The sequence below is a fragment of the Planctomycetota bacterium genome (assembly GCA_039819165.1).
Classification (GTDB): domain Bacteria; phylum Planctomycetota; class Phycisphaerae; order Phycisphaerales; family UBA1924; genus JAHCJI01.
In genome coordinates this window covers 174,342-194,550 of the sequence record JBCBSM010000001.1, presented here as the reverse complement: position 1 = coordinate 194,550, position 20,209 = coordinate 174,342, and the positions used below count along the sequence as shown (strand labels likewise).

Genomic DNA, 20,209 nt, shown 5'->3' with positions numbered 1-20,209 from the left:
CCCGAGCCGGTTTTAGCGAAATCGACACGATCCCGGTTCACGTCGGGGTCGTGTTTTCTATTTGTTCGGATCGCCAATCGCCCCCCTGATGGCGTAAGTGCTTGCGGCAACACGCGCGGTGGGGGCCACACGGATCCTCTCGAGTACCGAACACGATGCCCGAACGGCGGCGGACGATGCTGGTTACCCGGACGCAGATCCCGCTCGACAGGGGGCAAATATCGCGGATTCGCGTGGAAAGGTGTTGCCGAGGTCTGAGAGGTCGGTTAGACTCGAACCACCGATTCGCGGGTCAGCAAGCAAACGAATCGGAATTTCTGTTGAACTGTGCCTTTCGAAACCCGGTTTCTTGAGCTCAAGAGGAGAGACCAAGATGAAGACTGTTGCCCTTGTTGCCGTTGCTGGTATGGCTGCCGCCGCCAGCGCCCAGTCGATCAGCATCGATCCCGCTTCGTCGACCATCGGTCCGGGCGAGAGCGTGGTCGTTACGCTGAGCGCTGGCTTCGGTCCTGACGACTTCGCCGTCGCCGGCGTCGCCACCGATTTCATCAGCTCGGTCGGCTCGACCGGCTGGAGCGACCTGGCCCTCATCGCCCCGATGGACGGCCCCGGCACCTCGGCCGGCGCCCCCTCGGGCACCGGCGTGGACGGCATCGTTGCCGGCCAGCTGAACTTCCCCCCGGCCGGCATCTACGCCGACTCCAGCAACCCCATCGCCTTCTGGCAGGCCACCTACACCGCGCCGGACATGGTTGACACCCCCTTCGACGTCGACCTGTCGACCCGCACCAGCCGCTTCGATGTCTACCTCGACATGATGAGCTCGCTGAGCGAGTCCCGCCTCGGCGACCTGACCGAGGGCTCGGGCGTCATCCGCGTCGTTCCCGCTCCGGCCAGCCTCGCGCTGCTGGGCCTCGGCGGCCTGGCCGCCGCCCGCCGCCGCCGCTAATCCGGCAGCTGCACGCGATCGGCCTCAGGCCGATACTCCGAAATCGACACGACTCCGGCGTACGCCGGGGTCGTGTTTTTTGTTTGGTGCAGCAGGTACTCTCGGCGCGTGGCGCGGCGAGGCACCGATGAAGGCCCCTCCGTCCATGGGCTCGGCTCTGCGTAGCAGACGCTTCCGGCCATTCTCGGTCGTCTGTGCGGACGCCGATCCAGCACCAGCAGCGACGCCCGCAGCGGGAACTTAAGAAGTGTTTCTTTCGAAGCGTATATCGATTACACTCTGCACGCCCCGCTGCGAGCGGGGCTAGCCGTGCGAGCGGACACCCATGTCCACATCCGTATTCGGCTTGCCGAGATTGAGAGGAGAGATCGAGATGAAGACGTGCGCACTGATTGCCATCGCCGGCATGGCCGCCGCCGCCGCGGGTCAGAGCATCAACATCGACGTCGCCAACCCGACGCTGGGCCCGGGCGAGAGCACCATCGTCACCCTCTCGGCCAGCTACCCCGACGGCGATTTCGCGATCGCCGGGATCGCCACCGACTTCGTGAGTTCGGTCGGCTCGACCGGCTGGAGCGATCTGGCCCTCGTGGCCCCCATGGACGGCCCCGGCACCTCGTTTGGCACGCCCTCGGCCACCGGCGTGGACGGCATCGTCGCCGGCCAGCTGAACTTCCCGCCGGCGGGCATCTACGCCGACCCGAGCAACCCCATCGTCTTCTGGCAGGCCACCTACACCATGCCGGACGTCTTGCCCGGCCCCGGGGTCGTCGATATCTCGACCCGGACCAGCCGCTTCGACGTGTACGTTGGCATGGGCAGTTCCGTCAGCGAGTCCCGGCTGGACGACCTGGTAGAGGGCTCGGCCACCATCGGGATACCGGCCCCGGGCAGCCTTGCCCTGCTGGCATTCGGTGGCGTGGCCGCAATGCGCCGGCGGCGCTAAGGCGGACCGGAAGACCAGCGTTTCGCGGACGGGCGTTCGGTCGCCTCGTCTCTCTACAGGCTGAGCACCGAGTGCAGCGGATCGATCTCGGCGAGCCGTCCCCGGCCGCCGAGCGATTCGAGTTCGATCAGCACGCTCGCCCCGGCGATGTGCGCCCCGGACATCGCGGCCAGCTGGTAGGAGGCGCCCATGGTGCCGCCGGTGGCCAGCAGGTCATCGACGATGAGCGTCCGGCTTCCGTTGAGCACGTCGTCGGCGTGCATCTCGAGGCGATCCGAGCCGTACTCCAGGTCGTAGTCGACGCCGTGGACCTGCCGCGGCAGCTTGCCGGGCTTGCGGATCGGCACGAAGCCCGCGGACAGGGCCTGGGCAATGGCGGTTCCGAAGATGAAGCCCCGCGACTCGGCCCCGAGCACCAGGTCGATCCCCTTGCCACGGAACGGGTTGACCATCAACTCGACCGCGAGCGCGAGGGCGCCGGGGTCGGCCAGCAGCGGCGTGAAGTCGCGGAAGATGATTCCCGGCTTGGGAAAGTCGGGGACATCGCGGATGAAGCTGCGGAGATGGTCGTGCATGCGTCGTTCGGGGGGCGGCGGGCCGGGGCGGACCTAGCATAGCCGTCAAGCAAGGCGGGCCACGCACGACGCGAGGGCCACCCGCGGGCGCGATGGAGGCGTGGATGGATCGGGCCGGATCGGTCAGTCGCATCGAGACGGTGGAGCCCATCGGCGCACGGGTCCTGATCCGCAAGGACGAGGACAAGAAGCAGACCAAGGCTGGCCTGCATCTGCCCGACAAGCTCGAGATCCCCACGCTCACGGGCCGCATCGTCGCGATCTCCGCGCAGGTGGAGCACGACGACGACTATCCGGTCCGCAACTACCAGCGGGTGCTGTTCCACCCCGCCAAGGCCATCCCGGTGGACTTCGAGGGCGACAACCGGCTCTTCGTGGTGCCCATCGACGACGTGGTCGCCGTGTTCCGGATGCCCGAGGACGAATCGTCGGCCTGATCGGCCGCCCGCGGGTGCGCCGCGTGGGCGCACGCCGCCGAGGTACAGACTCCCCATGCCCACCCCGCCGACGGCTCCAGCATCGGTCGACCACCTGCTCGGGCCGCTCGGGACCCTGCCGGACCCGCTGCCGATCCCGACACTGGCGTCGGTCGGTGCGGGTCGACGCATGGACGTGCTCCTCCGGCCGCCGGGCAGCAAGAGCCTGACCAACCGGGCGCTGCTGCTGGGGGCGCTCGCGGGCGGCGAATCGCGGCTCCGGGGCGCGCTGCTCGACGCCGACGACGCGCGGGTCATGATGGACGGCCTGCGGAAGCTCGGCGCAACCATCACGACGAGCGACGACCAGGTCGTCATCCGCGGCGTGGGCGGTTGCTGGAAGCCGCAGAGCGAAGATGTCGAGCTCGACCTGGGCAACGCCGGCACGGCCGTTCGGTTCCTGGCGGCGAGCAGCTGCCTGTGCCCCTCGCCCGTGTCGATCACCGGCGACGAGCGGATGCGGCAGCGGCCGATCGGCGATCTTGCGGGCGCGCTGGTCGAGATGGGCGCGCGGATCGAGGCGCTCGGCGAGCCGGGCTGCCCACCGATCCGCATCGTCCCGCCGAGCAGCCCGCCTGCGTGCACCGAGGTGTACTTCGAATCGCCGCCGTCGAGCCAGTTCATCTCGGCGATGCTGATGCTCGGGCCGTTTCTTGAAGGCGGCATCTCCATCGAGATCGAGGGAGAGGTCACCAGCGCCTCCTATGTCCGCATGACGCTGGGGCTGCTCGACGTGCTGGGCGCGCGGCTGCGGTCCTCGGCCGACCTCCGCGTGCTCAGGGTCGCACCCGGACCGCCGGGCGGGCCGCTCGAGACGGGATTCGAGCTGGACATCGAGCCGGACGCGAGCGGCGCCTCGGTGTTCTGGGCGGCCGCCGCGAGCAAGCCGAATGGACGTGTCGCGATCGCGGGCGTCGACGACGAGGGGCTGCAGGGCGACCTTGCCTTCCCCGGCGTGCTCGCCCGGATGGGCGCGGGCGTGCGGATCATCCGCCGGGGCGACGCGAGCGAGGGGCCCAGCATCCGCGTCGCGGGCGGCGAGCGGCTGGGCCCGGTGATGGCCGACATGCGGGAGATGCCAGACGCCGCGCTCGCGCTGGCCGTGCTGGCGGGCATGGCCGACGGCCGCTCGGTCATCCGCGGGCTGCACACGCTGCGGGTCAAGGAGACCGACCGCCTGCACGCGCTGCAGACCGAGCTGGCCAAGGTGGGCGTCGCCGTCGAGCTCGACGTGCTGGGAGAAGCCGGCGCCATCACCATCGATCCCCCGCCGGGCGGGCTGCTGGCACGCACGCCGGCCGATGCGATCGAGTTCGACACCTACAACGACCATCGCATGGCGATGTCGCTCGCGCTCGTCGGCCTGCATCGGCCCAACGTCTCGATCCGCGATCCGGGCTGCGTTGCCAAGACCTACGCGGGATTCTGGGCGGATCTCGCGCGGCTCTACGTGTCATGACCCGCGGACTTCGGCATCTTCCGGCAAGCGCGCGGGGCCGAACGCCTATCGTGCGTGCCAGCCACGGAGGAACCCGCCGATGCCCAACGCCGAGCCCATCACCATGGACGACGGCACGCTCCGCGTGCCCGCCCACCCCATCATCCCGTTCATCGAGGGCGATGGCACGGGCCCGGACATCTGGGCGGCCGCGGTCCGCGTGTTCGATGCCGCGGTCGAGAAGGCCTACGGCGGCGATCGCAAGATCCACTGGCATGAGGTGCTCGCCGGCGGCAAGGCCCACGATTCTACCGGCGAGTGGCTGCCCGACGCCACGCTCGACGCCTTCCGCGAGTACCTCGTCGGCATCAAGGGCCCCCTGACCACCCCCACCGGCGGCGGCATCCGCTCGCTCAACGTCGCGCTGCGCCAGAAGCTCGACCTCTACACCTGCCTAAGGCCGGTCCGCTGGTTCGAGGGCGTGCCCAGCCCGCTGAAGGACCCCAGCAAGACCGACATGGTCATCTTCCGCGAGAACAGCGAGGACATCTACGCCGGCATCGAGTTCGAGGCCGGCACGCCCGACAACGACACGTTCATCAAGCTCTTCCACGAAGCCTTCCCCGATCGCTGGGCCAAGGTCCGCTTCGGCACGACCGAGAGCGTCGTCGAGCACGAGGAACTGATCGGGCACCCCGGCGTCTACGGCTCCAAGCCGCACGTCGGCGTGGGCATCAAGCCCGTCTCGCAGATCGGCACCGATCGGCTCGTGTGGGCGGCGATCGTCTACGCGCTGCAGCACGGGCGCGACTCGGTCACGCTGGTCCACAAGGGCAACATCATGAAGTTTACCGAGGGCGCCTTCATGCAATGGGGCTACAACCTCGCCGCGGGCGGCTTCGGTGCCGAACCGCTCGATGGCGGGCCCTGGCACGTCATCAAGAAGGGCACGACCTTCCCCGAGGGCGCGGCCCGCGCGACCGGCATGAGCGAGTGCCCCCACGACGTCGTGATCAAGGACGTCATCGCCGACGCCTTCCTGCAGCAGATCCTGACGAGGCCGGCCGAGTACGACGTCATCGCCACGATGAACCTCAACGGCGACTACGTGAGCGACGCGCTAGCGGCGTGCGTCGGCGGCATCGGCATCGCGCCGGGGGCCAACATCAACTACGACACGGGCCACGCCATCTTCGAGGCCACCCACGGCACCGCCCCCAAGTACGCCGGCCAGGACAAGGTCAACCCCGGCAGCGTGATCCTCTCGGGCGAGCTGATGCTCCGCCACATGGGCTGGCACGAGGCCGCCGACCTGGTGATCCAGGGCATGGAGGGCGCCATCGCCGCCCGCACGGTCACCTACGACTTCGAGCGGCTGATGGAGGGAGCGACGCTGCTGAAGTGCAGCGAGTTCGGCGAGGCGGTTGTGGGGAAGATGGGCTAGGCCTTCCGTACCACCGCCTCCGCCTCGATCTCCACGAGCATCCGCGCATCGACGAGAGCGGCCACGACAACCAGCGTGGCGGCGGGGCGAATTCCAGCGAAGATCTCGCCATGCGCGCGGCCAACCGCTTGGGCATGCTCGGCCTTCGTGACGAACATCCGCGTAGCGACCACATGCTCCAGGCCAGCGCCGTGCTCCCGCAGCACCGAGCCGATGCGATCCAGGATCGTCCGGGCCTGTCCACCGGCGTCGCCCTCGGCCTCGATCGAGCCATCGGGATTGGCGGCCGTCGTGCCGGCGAACACGAACCGCGTGTGGTCGGCGTGCTCGAGCTTCACCGCGCGGCTGTAGCCGTTGGCTGCTTCCCAGGGGCCGCCGGTGGAGATGTTGGTGCGGGTCATAGCTTCTTCAGCGCCTCGACCACCGCATCCACGTGCTCCTCCGTGTGAGCGGCGGACATCTGCAACCGCAGCCGAGCAGCGCCCTCGGGCACGACGGGGTAGCCGAAGCCGATGACGAAGATGCCCAGCTCGAGCAGGCGTTTGCTCATGGCGATGGCCTTGGCGGTCTCGCCCACGATGATGGGGCAGATGGCGGTGGGCGACTCGATGACCTCGAAGCCGGCGGCGGTGATCTTGTCGCGGGCGTAGGCCGCGATGTCCCGCAGCGTCTGCACACGCTCGGGCTCGTTCAGCAGGATCTCGATGGCCTTGTTGGCGCTGCAGGCGATGGTGCAGGGCAGGGCGTTGCTGAACAGCGTCGGCCGGCCGCGCTGGATCATGAGTTCGGTGCCGCGGCGGCTGCCGGCGATGAAGCCGCCCGCGCCGCCGCCGAGGGCCTTGCCCAGCGTGCCCGTAAAGAAGTCGACCTCGCCCAGGCCGGGATCGTGGTTGGCCGCACCGGGGCACATGCCGTAGTGCTCGTGCGTGCCGCGGCCGGTGGGTCCCATCACGCCGTGGCCGTGCGAATCGTCGACCACGAGCATCGCCTCGAACTCGTCGCAGAGCGTCCGCAGCCCGGGCAGGTCGGCGATATCGCCCTCCATGCTGAACACGCCGTCGGTGATGACCCAGAGCTGGCCGGTGACCTCCGGGTCGGCCTTGAGCTTCTCGAGCTTGGCGCGGAGATCATCCAGGTCGTTGTGCCTGTAGACGCCCTTCTTGACGCCCTTCTTGATGACGGTGGCCAGGCGGATGCCGTCGATGATGCACGCGTGGTTGAGTTCGTCGGAGATGAGCGCGTCGCCCGGCTCGGCGAAGGTCGGGTAGAGCGCCTCGTTGGCGGTCCAGCAGCTGACGAAGGTGTAGCTGCTCTCGGTGCCCATGTAGCGGGCGATGGTGGCCTCGAGCGTCTCGTGCGGCGTGAAGGTGCCGCAGATGAAGCGGACCGAGGCGGTGCCCGCGCCGAACTCCCGCAGGCCCCGGATGCCGGCCTCGACGACCTCGGGGTGGTTGGCAAGCCCGAGGTAGTTGTTGGAGCACATGCAGATGACCTCGCGGGTGCCGCCGTCGCCATCACGGAGGCGGACCGTCGGGCCCATGGGCGAATCGAGCATCTGCAGGTGCTTGTACTGGCCACCGGCCTCGAGTGCGCGGAGGACGTCGTCGGTGCGGGCATCGAAGGGGCGGGCGGCGGTCGTGGCGGTCATGGGCGTGCTCCCGGCGGCCCTTGGCTGACGGCCGCCGATCGAGCATATGCGGCCGCGCCGGCTAGCCCGCGCCGGCGATGGGGACGCGGTGCCGCTGGGCGTACTCGGCCGCGAACGCCCGGATGCGGGCGTAGTTGCTGTGGCTGGAGAAGGTGCTGGCGGAGATCGGCCGCTCGACGCGGGCCAGGACGTCCTCGAGCAGCTGCGCGGCGTCCTGGTGCTTGCCCGCCTTCTCGAGCATGGAGACGGCGGCGAAGACGGCGTTCTGGCTCTCGCGGGTGTCGTTGAGATAGCTGCGGTACACGTCCTGGTAGGCCAAGAAGGCGGCGTGCCTGTCGCCGCGGCCCAGGGCGTCCCGCGCCTGGATCATGCGGATGCGGGCCCGCAGGTCCTTCTTGGTCTTGACCGAATCCAGCACCCGCTCCCACACCCCGCTGCGCTCGCGGCCGCCGGGCATGCTGGTGATCATGGGCTGCAGCAGCGAGACCATGAAGTGCTCCGCCCCGGCCTGCTCGCACAGCCGCATGATGGTCTGGGACCACGCGACGCGGTCCCGCATGGGCATGTCGGCGTCGGCGACGGCGCGGCGGACCAGCGCCCAGCCGCGGCGGTCCCCGGGGTTGCGCCGCAGGCCGAGCTCGGCGAGCTCGAGCAGGCCGGCCCGGCCGGCGCGTGGCTCCCGCTGGCGGCCGCGCTCGGGCCACGAGCGCTCCGAAGGCGTCGATGATCGCTCCAGCGCCGCGGCGGCGTCGAGCCAGGCGGCCGCCTCATGCCGGTGCGGGGCGCGGATCTGCGCGAGCCGGCCGAGCAGCGCGAGCTCGTCGTCGCCGATGCGACGCCCCGACTGCGGATCGAGCAGCGTGCCCTGCACGCCCTGGTACTCGCGGTAGCGGCCGACGTCGAAGTTCCACGCGGCGCTGCGGCCGCGGGCTTCGAGGTAGCCGACCCAGGCATGCCCCTCCTCGCCGCCGCGGCCCGTGACGTAGGCGGTGGGCACGCCGATCGCCTTGCCGACGGTTGCCGCGTAGTACGCCTGGTCGGCGCAAACCCCGCCGCAGCGCTGGATGTTGGGCAGCGTGAAGCCCTCGACGGTGACCCGCTTGGGCTGGCCGGTCCGCATGTGGGCATAGTCGTACTCGATGTCGAAGAACCGCGTGCCGACGCTGCGATCGCCGCCGTGCCGCTCCAGGGCCCAGGCCAGCTCGTCCACGGAGCCCGTGGCATCGACGACGAACACCAGCAGCTCGGGCGGCACGTCGCGGAGGCCGAAGAGCAACCGCCGCTCGTTGGTCGTGAAATAGCCGAAGAGCGGCACGGGCCCGGCGGACTCGGCGCGATTCTCGTTGATGCGCACGGCGTGGAGCCTGGGCCCGTCGTGCACCACGCACAGCGCCGCGACGAGGGACGGGTACGCCGCCACCGTGGCGTCGCCGTGGGCCTCGCGGAGCCGGCCGAGCGTCCGCACCATGCCCGCCGGCGGGTCGGCATCCGTCATCGCGAAGGCGAGCGTGCGGGCGAGATCGTCCCGCTCCCGGAGCCAAGCGTGCCAGCCGGCGCGCTCGGCGGCGGGCGCAGCGGAGACGAGCCGCAGCAGCCGGTGCGTTTCGGCCGCGCGGACCGCCAGATCGCCGTCCCGGCGGCCGCCCCAGCGGCCCAGCTGACGGACGATCTCCTCGGCATCAGCGGCCAACGCCCGGCTGGCGGCGTCATCGCCCAGGTCCTCCGCCGCACGCCGATCGATCGCGTCGAGGCTGGCCTCGATGGCCCCGCGGAACGTCTCCGATTGCTGCGCGTGGGCCGCCGCCGGTGCGAGCATCCAGAGAGCAGCAACCAGCAGCGAGAGGCAAGGTGGCACGGGGCCCCTCCTTGGTCCGCCGGCCGCAGCCTGGATGCGATCGGGGACCGGCTCGGGTTGCGTCCCTGTTCGTGCGCCGATACCCGGCGGTTGGCGGGGGCCTCCCCGGATCCGAGCGATCGCTCGGCCACGCGTATCGGACTCGGCCCGGCGGAGCGTCGCAACGCCGCGGCTCCGCACAAACCTCATCTCTTGCCCTACTCCACGCATCGGTTCATTGTTGTGCGTTACCAGCAACGCGATTCTGCGTTATATTTTGTATGGATGCTGATCTAGTGTGATACCCTATCAATACCCGCTCAGATATGGCACCGGGGAGCCAATGATGCACAGTCGCGCCGCCTTCGTTCTTGCCTGGCTGCTCAGCGCCCTTCCCACCTTGGCCCAGCCTGTCCTGGACTACCTGGACATCGGCGACGAACCGGTGCCGATCTGGCGGCCGTCGACGTACGACCCCGCCGAGCCGCTGCCGCTGATCATCGCGCTGCACGCTTACACGACCGACGCCGCCGCGATCGAGGACTACCTCAACTTCCTCGAGGTGATCGAGGACGATCGATTCCTGTATTGCACGCCGAATGGTCCGGTTGACTCCCAGGGCGACCGCTACTGGAACGCAACCGACGCGTGCTGCGACGTCGACGGGGCGGACCTGGATCACTCGGGCTTCCTGCGGAGCCTTATCGACCTGATCCGCACGACCTATTCCGTCGACGACCGGAGCATCCACCTTGCGGGCTATTCGAACGGCGGCTTCATGTCCTATCGCATGGCGTGCGACCATGCGGACCTTGTCGCCTCGATCATGACCATCGGCGGCATGACCTTCCTGGACCCTGCCGCCTGCAACCCCAGCGAGCCGGTGCACGTGCTCGCGTTGCACGGCACGCGGGACAGCGTGATCCGCTTCGACGGCGGCTGCTTCCTGGGCTGCTATCCGAGCGCGATGGATTCTGCCGGCTTCTGGGCCGGCTACAACGGATGCGCCCCGACGTCCGAGGTCGTGGGCGATCCGATCGACATCGACGCCGCGGTCGACGGCGACGAGACGATCCGCCACCTGTACTCCTCGGGATGCGACGACGACGCGACCGTCGAGCTCTGGGCGTTGCAGGGTTCGCTGCACCGCCCGACCCTCTGGCTCGCGAGCGAGGGAGAGGACCCCTCGGACAACCGCCTAACGCAGCGTGCGGTCGACTGGTTCTACGCGCACCGCAAGCCGCAGGTCGACGTCTGCATCGCGGATTCCGACGGCGACGGGGTGCTCAGCCTGCTCGATTTCCTGGAGTTCCAGAACTGGTTCGCGCTCGGTGATCCGCGGGCCGACCTCGATGGAGACGGCGACCTCACCCTCCTCGACTTCCTCGACTTCCAGTCCGCCTTCGCGATCGGTTGCCCCTGATCGGGCCAACGACCCGGGAGGCGAGCACGCGCCCCCCGCGGCGATGTCCAGCTCGCTATCACCAGTTCGGTGGCGCCCCACTACGGTGCGGCGTGCCGGGTCGCGCATCGGCAAAAGCGGAGCGAGAGGGATTCGAACCCTCGGTACCGGATATACCAGTACACCGGATTAGCAATCCGGCCCCTTCAGCCTCTCGGGCACCGCTCCGGGGCAGGGGCGATGGTATCAGCCATGGGCCCGTCTGTCGCGTTCCGCGGGTCGGCGGGCCACGGCCTCAGGGATCGCTCGGCGTGGACCCATTCGCCCCCGCCGGCGTGCGGCCTCGGGCGGGCATCGCGTCGGGGTCTCGCCAGCGGTTGTTGTCCGCATCGATGTCGGGTAGCACGCCCGAGGGGTCCACGACGACCTGCCGCAGTTCGCGGCCGGCGAGCGGGATGTCGAAGGACTTGGCCCGCGTCGTCGCCCAGGTCTCGACCGGGAACCGCCGCCGCTCCCCGGTGCCGTCGGTGAACTGGATGGCAACCTCCACGGGCATGACCATGTCGCCCAGCGAGCGGATGGTGATTGTGGCCGACAGCTCTCCGGGTTCGTCCGTCGAGTCCAAATCGGACTCCGACTCGGACTGGGCCGATGGCTCGTTGAACGCGACCTCGACGGCGAGGTCCAGCCGCGTGTCCTCCTCGAACCACTGGCGGAAGAACCACGCCAGGTCCGCGCCCGCGGCGTCCTCCATCGTGCGGTAGAAGTCGCCGGGCTGCGGGCTCTTGAAGGCCCAGCGGCGGACGTACTCGCGGAACGCGTAGTCGAACCGCTCGGGACCGAGCACCACCTCCCGCAGCAGGTGCATGCCCATCGCCGTCTTGCGGTACTGCGTGCGGCCCAGCAGCCCCGGCAGGATGCGGTCGGCGAAGGTGTTGATCGGCTGGCTGCGGCCCAGCGCGAGCTGCATCGTCTGTGTGCGGACGCGGGTGTCGTCGAGCGGCCGCCCGAAGAACGCCGCGCGGGAGTGCATGTTCACGAAGCTATTGAATCCCTCGTCCATCCAGGCGTACCGCCGCTCGTCGGTGTTGACGACCATGGGGAACCAAGTGTGGCCGACCTCGTGATCGGTCACGCCGAAGGGCCCGCGGCCGGTGCGGCCGCCGCAGAAGATGATCATGGGGTACTCCATGCCACCCTCGGGCCCGTTGACGTTGGTCATGATTGGGTAGGGGTACGGGTAGAGGAAGTCGCTGTAGAACTCGACCGAGTGCGCGACATATTGCGTGCTGCCGCCATCCTCGGCGGTGGGCTTCCACTCCTCGGCCTCGACGGGATAGAGCGACTGGCACAGCACGGTCCGCTCGGTGCCGTCCAGGTCGGTGATGGTCGCGCCGCAGGCGTCCCAGATGAAGGCGTCGCTCGAGGCCCACGCGAAGGTGCGGATGTCGTCGCCGCGGAAGATCCACGTCAGCGGACCCTCGCCCGACGGCCTCGAATCCGGATCTCCCACCTCGTCGGCCGCGCGGATCATCACGGTCTCGCGGGTGGTCATGGCCTCGGCCAGGCGCTCCCGCTGCGTCGCGGTGAGCACGTCCCGGGGGTTCTGGAGCATGCCCGAGCCCGCCACGAGGTGGCTCCGAGGCACGGTGATGTGGACCTCGTACGTGCCGAAGTTGGTGTAGAACTCGCCGCTGCCGGCGTAGGGCAGCGTGTTCCAGCCATGCACGTCGTCGTAGTTGCAGACGTGCGGGAACCACTGGGCGTACTCGAAGATGCGGCCCTGCTCGACATCCTCGGCGCCCATGCGGCGGAGGTAGGGCGGCATGTCGAAGCCGAAGTCCAGCTCGAACTCGAATCGCTCGCCCGGCTCCAGGGGCTCGGGCAGCTCGACGCGCATCAGCGTGTCGTAGATCTGGTACTCGAGATCATCACCCGCGGACCGCAGCAGCGGGATGTCGTAGCCGCCCTCGAAGGCCTCCTCCATGGCCCGCATCGGGCCGCCGCCGGTGCGGGTGAGCGTGCCGATGCTGTCGGGCCGGAAGAGGTTCTGCTCGAGCTGCAGCCACAGGTAGCCCAGCGCGTGGGGTGAATTGTTGTGGTACGTGATCTCCATGGTCGCCTCGAGCCGCTTGGTCTCGGCATCCAGCGTGGCGTGGATGCGGTAGTCGCACCGCTGCTGCCAGTAGGCGGGACCCGGCGCGCCCGAGCCGAGCCGCACCTCGCTGGGCGCCGGCAGGTCGAGGGGGGCGAAGGCGTCGTAGGGCCGATCGCCGGCGTCCTGCGCCGGGGCCCGGCCATCCGAGAGCATCACGGCGGCGGCCGCCACCATCAGAGCACGCATCGTCATCATCGCAGGCCTCCGGTTCCCCGCTCGAGCGGCATGGTATCCGCAGGGGAAGGGCACCCAGCCCGCATAGGATCGCCCTTGCTCCACACCTCGAGGACGCCATGACGACCATCGACCACCCCGCCCTGCTCCAGCCCGAGACCTACCCCGACGTCCACGCCGATCCGCCGCCGCGGGACGGCGACCGCGTCATCACCTTCCGCGAGGCGCTGCGGGAGGCCATGAGCGAGGAGATGCGGCGGGACGAGCGGGTCTTCCTGATCGGCGAGGAGGTGGCCGAATACAACGGCGCGTACAAGGTCAGCCAGGGCATGCTCGACGAGTTCGGGCCCACGCGGATCATCGACAGCCCCATCAGCGAGAACGGATTCGCGGGGATGTCGATCGCCGCCGCCATGGCGGGGCTGCGGCCGATCGTGGAATTCATGAGTTGGTCGTTCAGCCTGGTCGCGGCGGACCAGATCCTCAACAACGCGCCCAAGATGCTGTACATGTCGGGCGGCCAATGGGGCTGCCCGATCGTGTTCCGCGGCAACGACGGCGCGGGCGGCCAGCTGGGCAGCACGCACAGCTGGAGCGTCGAGGGCCTGTACAGCAACGTGCCGGGCGTCAAGATCGTCATCCCGAGCAACCCCTACGACGCCAAGGGCCTGCTCAAGACCGCCATCCGCGATCCCGACCCGATCTTCTTCCTCGAGAGCGAGCGGATGCTCGGCGACACCGCGCACGTGCCCGAGGAGGAGTACTACCTGCCCTTTGGAAGGGCGCACCGGCACCGCGAGGGCGACGCCTGCACGCTCGTCAGCTTCGGCCGCCCGGTCAACTTCTGCCTCGAGGCGGCCGAGCGGCTGGCTGGCGAAGGCATCGAGGTCGACCTGCTGGACATGCGGACCATCCGCCCGCTGGACATCGAGTCGATCGTCGAGAGCCTCAAGAGGACCAACCGCCTGGTGGTCGTTGATCAGAGCTGGCCCTTCGGCAGCGTCGCCAGCGAGGTGTGCACCCAGGTCGTCGAGCACGCCTTCGACTGGCTGGACCACCAGCCCGTCCGCGTCAACGCCCAAGACGTGCCCACGCCCTACGCCAAGGAGCTTGAGCAGGCCTTCCTGCCCAACCCCGACCGGATCGTGGAAGCGGTGAAGGGCGTGGTCGGCTGAGCACCGCACGCCGCGTTCGCGATGCTTACGCCGGACGAGTTCGTGCTAGAAGTGCCCGCCTCCGTTCGCACGCGGGCGGCGAGTCTCCGGCGGCTGGTACTCGACCTTGCCCCCTTCGCCGCCGAGCGCGTGACCTGGGACGCGATCTCGTTCTACGACCCGCGGCGAGGTGGCCCGATCAAGGGCTCGATCTGCCAGCTAGTGCATCGCCGCGGCGTGCTCAGGCTGGACTTCCCACTCGGCGAATTCATGGATGACCCCGAGCACGTGCTTTCGTCCGAGGGCGGGCGAAGGGGCAAGCGTTTTGTCGCACTCGGAGAGTCTTGGCCGGACGACCGGACCGTCGAATCTCTGATCCGCGCGGCACTGGCCGCACCCCCCAAGCCGAAGCGCCTGCCTGCCCCTCCGAAGCCCGGAGATTAGGGACGCCCATCCGCTTGCGAATCCCTAGCATCCCCCCGAAGCCCCGCCCATCCGCGCCCGGAGTCTGATCCATGCCGATCACCGTCACCATGCCCCGGATGTCCGACACCATGGAGGTCGGCACCGTCGTCCAGTGGCACGTCAAGGAGGGCGACGCCGTCGCCCCCGGGGACGTGCTGGCCGACATCGAGACCGACAAGGCGACCATGGAGTTGGAGGCCTTCGACGAGGGCACGGTGGCGAGGCTGGCCGCCAGCGAGGGCGACTCCGTGGCCGTCGGCGACCTAATCGTGGTCATTGCCGAGGAGGGCGAGGACGTCGCCGAGGCCGCGAAGGCGACCGCGGGCGAGTCCGCGCCGAAGCAGGCCGCCGCCGGCGGCGGCGACGCACCCGCCGCTGCCGCCACCACGACGGCTGCGCCCGCCGCCCCGCCGGCGCCGGCCTCCGCATCGACCAACGGCACCGGCGGCCGCATCTTCGCCAGCCCCCTGGCGCGCAAGATCGCCGAGGAAAAGAACATCGACCTGTCGTCGATCGAGGGCACGGGCCCCAGCGGCCGGATCGTCCGCAAGGACGTGGAACAGGCCTCGACCGGCAGCGGGGGCGGCGCGTCCGCGCCGAGCCGCTCGGCGCCCACGCCGATGCTCGCGCCCGCGGGCGATGGGCTGAGCGACAACGTCGTGACGCTCAGCAACATGCGGGGCACGATCGCCCGCCGGCTCGTCGAGAGCAAGCAGGGCATCCCCCACTACCAGGTCACCGTCGAGGCCGACATGGATGCGTTGCTCGTGCTGCGCAAGCAGCTCAACGACCAACTGGCCGACCAGGGCGTCAAGCTGACCGTCAACGACTTCCTGGTCCGGGCGTGCGCCCTCGCGATGCACCAGCACCCGTTCGTCAACAGTTCCTGGGACGAGAGCACCAAGCCGCCGTCGATCTTCCAGCGGGGCGACGTCAACATCGGCGTCGCGGTGGCGTTGCCCGAGGAACGTGGCGGCGGGCTGGTGGTCCCGGTGCTCCGCAACACCGATCGCATGGGCCTTCGAACCATCTCGCAGGAAACCCGCCGCCTGGCCACCAAGGCCCGCGAGAAGGGCCTGACCGTCGACGAGATGGACGGCGCCACCTTCACCATCAGCAACCTGGGCATGTTCGGCGTGTCGCACTTCACGGCGATCATCAATCCTCCGAACGTGTGCATCCTGGCCGTCGGCGCGGCCCGCCAGATCCCGGTGATCCGCGACGGCGAGTTGGCGGTCGGCAGCGTGATGAGCATGACCATGTCCAGCGACCACCGCGTCGTCGATGGCGCGATGGCGGCGCAGTACCTCGGCACCGTCAAGAACCTGCTCGAGGCGCCCGCGACGCTGCTGGTCTGACGGGGACGCACCGGCCATGGATGCCCACCCACGACCCGTGAAGATCGCGCGGGCAACGGCCGCGGGCGGCCGGAGCCAGGCCGGCGGCACCACCAGCACGCTCGCCGTCGGGCCGGGCGACACCAGCGGCTCGCTGGGCGTGATCGTCGCGACCACGGTCGCGGGCGGCGGCCCGCCGTTCCACGTCCACCCGGCCTTCGACGAGACCTTCGTGATCCTCGGTGGCCGCTTCGCCTTCCACACCCACGACGGCGTGCAGGAGGTCGGCCCGGGCGACACGGTGTTCGTGCCGGGCGAGGTGCCCCACGCCTTCCGCTGCGTCGAAGCCGCCGATGGCTTCGAGGGCGGCCGCACCGCCATGGTGGTCACGCCGGGCCGCTTCATCGGCTTCTTTGATGCGATGCGGGACATGGCGACGCGCGATGGCGGAATCGACCAGGATCAACTCGCCGAGTTGGGCCTCGAATGGGGCGTCCGTTTTCCGGAGCCGCCGCCGAACCTGAGCTGACGCGAGCGGCGCTAGTGGCCCGCCGCGGCGCTCTCGGCCCAGCGGCGGTCGGCCCCCGCCGAGAGCGAGCCGTCGGGCTCGACCACGATGACCTGGGCGACCCCCTGCGAGGACGTGCCGCGGAGCGCGTGGCCCATCGCGCCGAGCGCCTCGGCGACCTCGGCCGGGAAGGCGTGCGACTCGTGGCGGATCTCGTCGGGCAGCCACTGGTGGTGGATCCGGCCGGCATCGACCGCCGCCTGCGCATCCATGCCGTGGTCCACGATGTTGAGGATGGTCTGCGCGACCGTGTTGATGATGGTGCGGCCGCCGGGGCTTCCCGTCACGATGTACACGGCGCCATCGCGGCGGACGATGGTCGGGCTCATCGACGACAGCATCCGCGCGCCGGGTCTCGTCAGGTTGGGCTCGGTGCCGATGGAGCCCGCCGGCGTCGTGCGGCCCGGCGCGGGATTGAAGTCGCCCATCTCGTTGTTGAGCAGGAAGCCCGCGCCCGGCACGACGATGGCCGACCCGTACGACGCCTCGAGCGTGTAGGTCAGGGAGACGGCGTTGCGATCTCCGTCGACCACGGATAGGTGCGTCGTCTGCGGCCGATCGGGCGGCCACTCGAAGGTCTCGGGCGACGACGCGGACGCCCGATTGGCGTCGATCGTGCCGTACCGCTCTCGCACGTACTCCGGCGAGATCAGTCGCTCGACGGGCATCGTGGGATTGGCCTCGGGATCGCCGAGGTATCGCGCCCGATCCGCGAACGCCCGGCGGGCGGCTTCGGCGTAGAGGTGCACGGTGGCCGACGAGCCGTGGCCCAACGCCCCGAGATCGTGCGGCTCGAGCATGCCCAGGATCTGCACGATCGCGATGCCGCCGCTGCTGGGCGGGGGCATGCCGATGATCTCGAGCCCCCGGTACGTCCCGCGGATCGGCGTGCGCCGCTTCGCCTCGTACGACGCCAGGTCGTCCATGGTGATGATGCCGCCGCCCCGCTGCATCTCGGCCACGATCATTTCGGCGGTCTCGCCCGCGTAGAAGCCCTCGGGCCCGCGCTCGGCGATGCGGCGGAGCGTGCCGGCCAGCGTCGGCTGGCGGAACACCTCGCCGGGCTCGAACGGCTCGCCCCGATTCGTGAAGTGCGCGACCGAGGCCGGGTAGGCGCGCATGCGGCGCAGCGCCCGGCGTAGCGAAGATGCCAGCGCTTCACTCACGACGAAGCCATCCTCGGCCAGCGCAATCGCGGGCGCGACCAGATCGGGCCAGGGCCGGGTGCCGTGCTCCCGCCAAGCCAGATGCAGACCGGCGACGGTGCCCGGCACGCCTACGGCGAGGTGGCTGTTGTGGTGCCGGCGCGCGTCGTACTCGCCATCGACGAGCCACATCTCGGGGTGGGCGGCCGCCGGCGCGGTCTCGCGGAAGTCGAAGGCCTCGGGCTCGTCGCCATCGGGCGCGTAGACCAGGAAGCCCCCGCCGCCGATGTTGCCCGCGGGCGGATGGGTGACGGCGAGCGCGAAGGCCGTCGCGACGGCGGCGTCTATGGCGTTGCCGCCGTCGCGCAGCACGGCCGCGCCGACCTCGGACGCGAGGCGATCCTGCGACACGACCGCCCCGTGCTCGAAGCGGGCGGGCTGGGCGAGCACCAACGCCGGCCACAGGACGAGGCACACGAACGATCGGACGTGCCGCGAGAACGCCATGGCCGTACCTCCCGTGGGGGGGCTCGCCGCGGGCCGCGGATGCACCCGCGCCCCCTTGCGGCGGAGACATCCCGCCGCTATCTTGTAGGCATGGAACAGCGCGGCCCCAAACCGGGTTCCTCCTGGGCCATGGACGCCTCCATCGCCCCGTCCGAGAACGATCTGATGCTGGTCGGCGATGCCGAACTGCGGGATGCCGTCGAGGACCTCGAGCGTGAGGATCCGCAGGACGTGGCGCGCGTCGGCCGCCGGCTGCTGGTCGCGGGCCTGCTGATCTCCGCGCTCGCGATCGCGTCGGTGTTCTTCCTGCCGACGATCATCGCGATCCTCACGCCGATGGGGGCCATGGTCGTGTTCATCGCCATACTGGCCGGGGCCCTCCTCACCGCCGCGCCAAAGAAGACCGAGCCCGCCCGTCCGCTGGACGACGCGCGACCGGTCTCCTGCGGCGGGCCCCGGCCCGTGGGCGAGATGTCCCGCCGCGCCCGGGGCGGCCACTCCTGCGGCCCGGGCGGTTGCGGCTGAGCACTGCCCCGCCAACCATGCGGGCATGCCGTTCGATCTGGTCATTGCGTGCGATTGGTCCAGCGAAAAGGGCCGCAAGCCGACGCCCGGCGAGAATCGGTGCTGGTTGTCGTGGGCAACGCGCGACGATCCGCCCGATCGCCGGCCCGATCCCGAGTACATGCCCACGCGGCTCGAGGCCGAGGCCCGCGTCCGCGAGTTGCTCACCGGGCATGCCGGCGCCCGCTGCCTGGCCGGATTCGACTTCTGCATCGGCTATCCGCTCACGGTCGACGGTGCACCTGTGCTATCCATCGGCCGCAATCTGTGCTCGATGATCGCCGGACGGATCAGCGACGATCCATCCGGGGTCAACAACCGCTTCGAGGTCGCCGACCAGCTCAACCGCGAGATCCGCGCCGCGACCAACGCCGAGCGCGGCCCCTATTGGGGGCGGCCCCGCGAGTTGTCCCATCTGGGCGATCTCCCCGAGCGACAGCCGACTGGCGGCACGAACATCGAGCGCTACCGCGCGGTCGAGGGCGTCGCACGCGGCCAATCCAAGCAGAAGCCGCAATCGGCCTGGAAGCTGTGGACGACGGGCAACGTCGGCTCCCAGACGCTCATGGGCCTGCCCACCGTCCACCGGCTGCTGACCGATGCCGAACTCGCGCCCCGCTCGCACCTGTGGCCCTTCGAGCCCGCACCCGATCGATCGGATGCGATCACGGTCGCCGAGATCTACCCGAGTCTGTTCCCCGAGCGGGCGCCGAAGCACTGGTACAAGGACGCGCGGCAGGTGACCGACAGCCGCAACGCCATGATGGAGCTGGATGCACTGCCGCAGCCCCGGCATCCGCGGGCCACACTCGAGGGCTGGATCGTCGGCGTCGAGGGCTGACTCGGCCCGCGGTTAGGCCCGCTCGTAGGCGTTCCGCAGCCAGCCGATGAGTTCATCATCGACCTGCGAGGCGTCCGACACGCGCACGCGATGCGTCACCATGTCGCTGAACGAGCCGGACGCCTCGAGGCGTGTGCCCGCCGCTTCGTCCGGCAGCTTGAGCCCCAGGTCCACGCGAGTCTTGGTCGACGGCTGCACGAGCCCGAACTGCGTGCTCCGCCGGAGGCTCGCGTAGGCCTTCCTGGGAATTACCTCGACGTCGGGGCCGAACTCGAGCACGCGGGCCATGATCGCGTCGTAGATCGGCCTGAGGCCGGCCTTGGCCCCGGCGTACTGGGCCTCGATCAGCTCGTCCGGGCTGGCGGGCCCGCCCTCGGCCGCCTCGCGGTGCTTGATGGCCACGACGTTCGCGTAGCCGTGCGTCAGGCCGTGGTCGGCCTTGAGCATCGTGATGATCTGGCCGTGCTTGCTCAGGCCCGACTTCTTCGCGATCGCCAGCCAGTGCTCGATGGGTCTACCAGTCTTCTCGGGCATGTTGGCGATGATGGCGGCGGCCATCTCTTCGGGGGATTGCGGCATCATCG

19 protein-coding genes and 1 tRNA gene are annotated in these 20,209 nt (G+C 69.8%); 12 read left to right on the top strand and 8 right to left on the bottom strand.

Features of this window, described 5'->3' with window-relative positions; all coding sequences use genetic code 11:
- Positions 1-373: 373 nt before the first annotated feature.
- Both AAFX79_00850 and AAFX79_00845 read left to right on the top strand, forming a co-directional pair.
- Positions 374-949 (top strand): PEP-CTERM sorting domain-containing protein, encoded by a 576-nt coding sequence (locus AAFX79_00850; GenBank protein ID MEO1007095.1) that lies wholly within the window; start codon positions 374-376, stop codon positions 947-949.
- A gap of 373 nt (positions 950-1,322) precedes the next feature.
- The gene (locus tag AAFX79_00845) at positions 1,323-1,895 is read left to right on the top strand and encodes a PEP-CTERM sorting domain-containing protein (GenBank protein ID MEO1007094.1); all 573 of its coding nucleotides are present in this window, start codon (positions 1,323-1,325) and stop codon (positions 1,893-1,895) included.
- Positions 1,896-1,948: 53 nt separating this feature from the next.
- Here AAFX79_00845 and AAFX79_00840 read toward each other — a convergent pair whose 3' ends face one another.
- Positions 1,949-2,470, bottom strand: a complete 522-nt coding sequence (locus AAFX79_00840; protein MEO1007093.1) for an adenine phosphoribosyltransferase — start codon at positions 2,468-2,470, stop codon at positions 1,949-1,951.
- Positions 2,471-2,574: 104 nt separating this feature from the next.
- Between AAFX79_00840 and AAFX79_00835 the strand changes: the two genes are divergently transcribed.
- The 3 genes from AAFX79_00835 to icd all read left to right on the top strand — a co-directional run bounded on the left by AAFX79_00835 (position 2,575) and on the right by icd (position 5,828).
- Complete coding sequence (locus AAFX79_00835) at positions 2,575-2,907, top strand: co-chaperone GroES (protein MEO1007092.1); 333 nt, start codon at positions 2,575-2,577, stop codon at positions 2,905-2,907.
- A gap of 55 nt (positions 2,908-2,962) precedes the next feature.
- On the top strand, positions 2,963-4,405 hold the full coding sequence (gene aroA, locus AAFX79_00830; GenBank protein MEO1007091.1) for a 3-phosphoshikimate 1-carboxyvinyltransferase: 1,443 nt from the start codon (positions 2,963-2,965) through the stop codon (positions 4,403-4,405).
- Positions 4,406-4,484: 79 nt separating this feature from the next.
- Positions 4,485-5,828, top strand: a complete 1,344-nt coding sequence (icd, locus tag AAFX79_00825) for an isocitrate dehydrogenase (NADP(+)) (GenBank protein MEO1007090.1) — start codon at positions 4,485-4,487, stop codon at positions 5,826-5,828.
- On the opposite strand, the gene AAFX79_00820 is transcribed toward icd, so the two are convergent.
- From AAFX79_00820 to AAFX79_00810, 3 genes are all read right to left on the bottom strand, one after another.
- A complete protein-coding gene (locus tag AAFX79_00820; protein ID MEO1007089.1) occupies positions 5,825-6,229 on the bottom strand; it encodes a RidA family protein in 405 nt (134 codons plus the stop codon). The genes icd and AAFX79_00820 overlap by 4 nt on opposite strands.
- Positions 6,226-7,476 (bottom strand): aminotransferase class I/II-fold pyridoxal phosphate-dependent enzyme, encoded by a 1,251-nt coding sequence (locus AAFX79_00815; protein ID MEO1007088.1) that lies wholly within the window; start codon positions 7,474-7,476, stop codon positions 6,226-6,228. The genes AAFX79_00820 and AAFX79_00815 overlap by 4 nt, the downstream gene beginning before the upstream one ends.
- 61 nt (positions 7,477-7,537) lie before the next feature.
- The gene (locus tag AAFX79_00810) at positions 7,538-9,331 is read right to left on the bottom strand and encodes a hypothetical protein (GenBank protein ID MEO1007087.1); all 1,794 of its coding nucleotides are present in this window, start codon (positions 9,329-9,331) and stop codon (positions 7,538-7,540) included.
- Between the two features lie 325 nt (positions 9,332-9,656).
- Here AAFX79_00810 and AAFX79_00805 point away from each other — a divergent pair, with 325 nt between their 5' ends.
- A complete protein-coding gene (locus AAFX79_00805) occupies positions 9,657-10,733 on the top strand; it encodes a GC-type dockerin domain-anchored protein (protein MEO1007086.1) in 1,077 nt (358 codons plus the stop codon).
- Between the two features lie 117 nt (positions 10,734-10,850).
- Here AAFX79_00805 and AAFX79_00800 read toward each other — a convergent pair.
- Both AAFX79_00800 and AAFX79_00795 read right to left on the bottom strand, forming a co-directional pair.
- A tRNA-Ser gene (locus AAFX79_00800) sits at positions 10,851-10,940 on the bottom strand.
- 67 nt (positions 10,941-11,007) lie between these two features.
- A complete protein-coding gene (locus AAFX79_00795) occupies positions 11,008-13,062 on the bottom strand; it encodes a M1 family metallopeptidase (protein MEO1007085.1) in 2,055 nt (684 codons plus the stop codon).
- Positions 13,063-13,163: 101 nt separating this feature from the next.
- On the opposite strand from AAFX79_00795, the gene AAFX79_00790 reads away from it, so the two are divergent.
- The 4 genes from AAFX79_00790 to AAFX79_00775 all read left to right on the top strand — a co-directional run bounded on the left by AAFX79_00790 (position 13,164) and on the right by AAFX79_00775 (position 16,529).
- Positions 13,164-14,219 (top strand): pyruvate dehydrogenase complex E1 component subunit beta, encoded by a 1,056-nt coding sequence (locus tag AAFX79_00790; GenBank protein ID MEO1007084.1) that lies wholly within the window; start codon positions 13,164-13,166, stop codon positions 14,217-14,219.
- A gap of 21 nt (positions 14,220-14,240) precedes the next feature.
- Positions 14,241-14,642 (top strand): hypothetical protein, encoded by a 402-nt coding sequence (locus AAFX79_00785; protein ID MEO1007083.1) that lies wholly within the window; start codon positions 14,241-14,243, stop codon positions 14,640-14,642.
- 71 nt (positions 14,643-14,713) lie between these two features.
- On the top strand, positions 14,714-16,021 hold the full coding sequence (locus AAFX79_00780; protein MEO1007082.1) for a dihydrolipoamide acetyltransferase family protein: 1,308 nt from the start codon (positions 14,714-14,716) through the stop codon (positions 16,019-16,021).
- 16 nt (positions 16,022-16,037) lie between these two features.
- The gene (locus AAFX79_00775) at positions 16,038-16,529 is read left to right on the top strand and encodes a cupin domain-containing protein (protein ID MEO1007081.1); all 492 of its coding nucleotides are present in this window, start codon (positions 16,038-16,040) and stop codon (positions 16,527-16,529) included.
- An 11-nt stretch (positions 16,530-16,540) separates the two neighbouring features.
- Here AAFX79_00775 and ggt read toward each other — a convergent pair whose 3' ends face one another.
- On the bottom strand, positions 16,541-18,220 hold the full coding sequence (gene ggt, locus AAFX79_00770; protein MEO1007080.1) for a gamma-glutamyltransferase: 1,680 nt from the start codon (positions 18,218-18,220) through the stop codon (positions 16,541-16,543).
- A gap of 90 nt (positions 18,221-18,310) precedes the next feature.
- On the opposite strand from ggt, the gene AAFX79_00765 reads away from it, so the two are divergent.
- Complete coding sequence (locus AAFX79_00765; protein ID MEO1007079.1) at positions 18,311-18,745, top strand: hypothetical protein; 435 nt, start codon at positions 18,311-18,313, stop codon at positions 18,743-18,745.
- 25 nt (positions 18,746-18,770) lie between these two features.
- Positions 18,771-19,625, top strand: a complete 855-nt coding sequence (locus AAFX79_00760) for a hypothetical protein (protein ID MEO1007078.1) — start codon at positions 18,771-18,773, stop codon at positions 19,623-19,625.
- A 12-nt stretch (positions 19,626-19,637) separates the two neighbouring features.
- On the opposite strand, the gene AAFX79_00755 is transcribed toward AAFX79_00760, so the two are convergent.
- Entirely contained in the window at positions 19,638-20,207 is a 570-nt protein-coding gene (locus AAFX79_00755) for a DUF4287 domain-containing protein (GenBank protein ID MEO1007077.1), read from the bottom strand.
- Positions 20,208-20,209 lie beyond the last annotated feature (2 nt).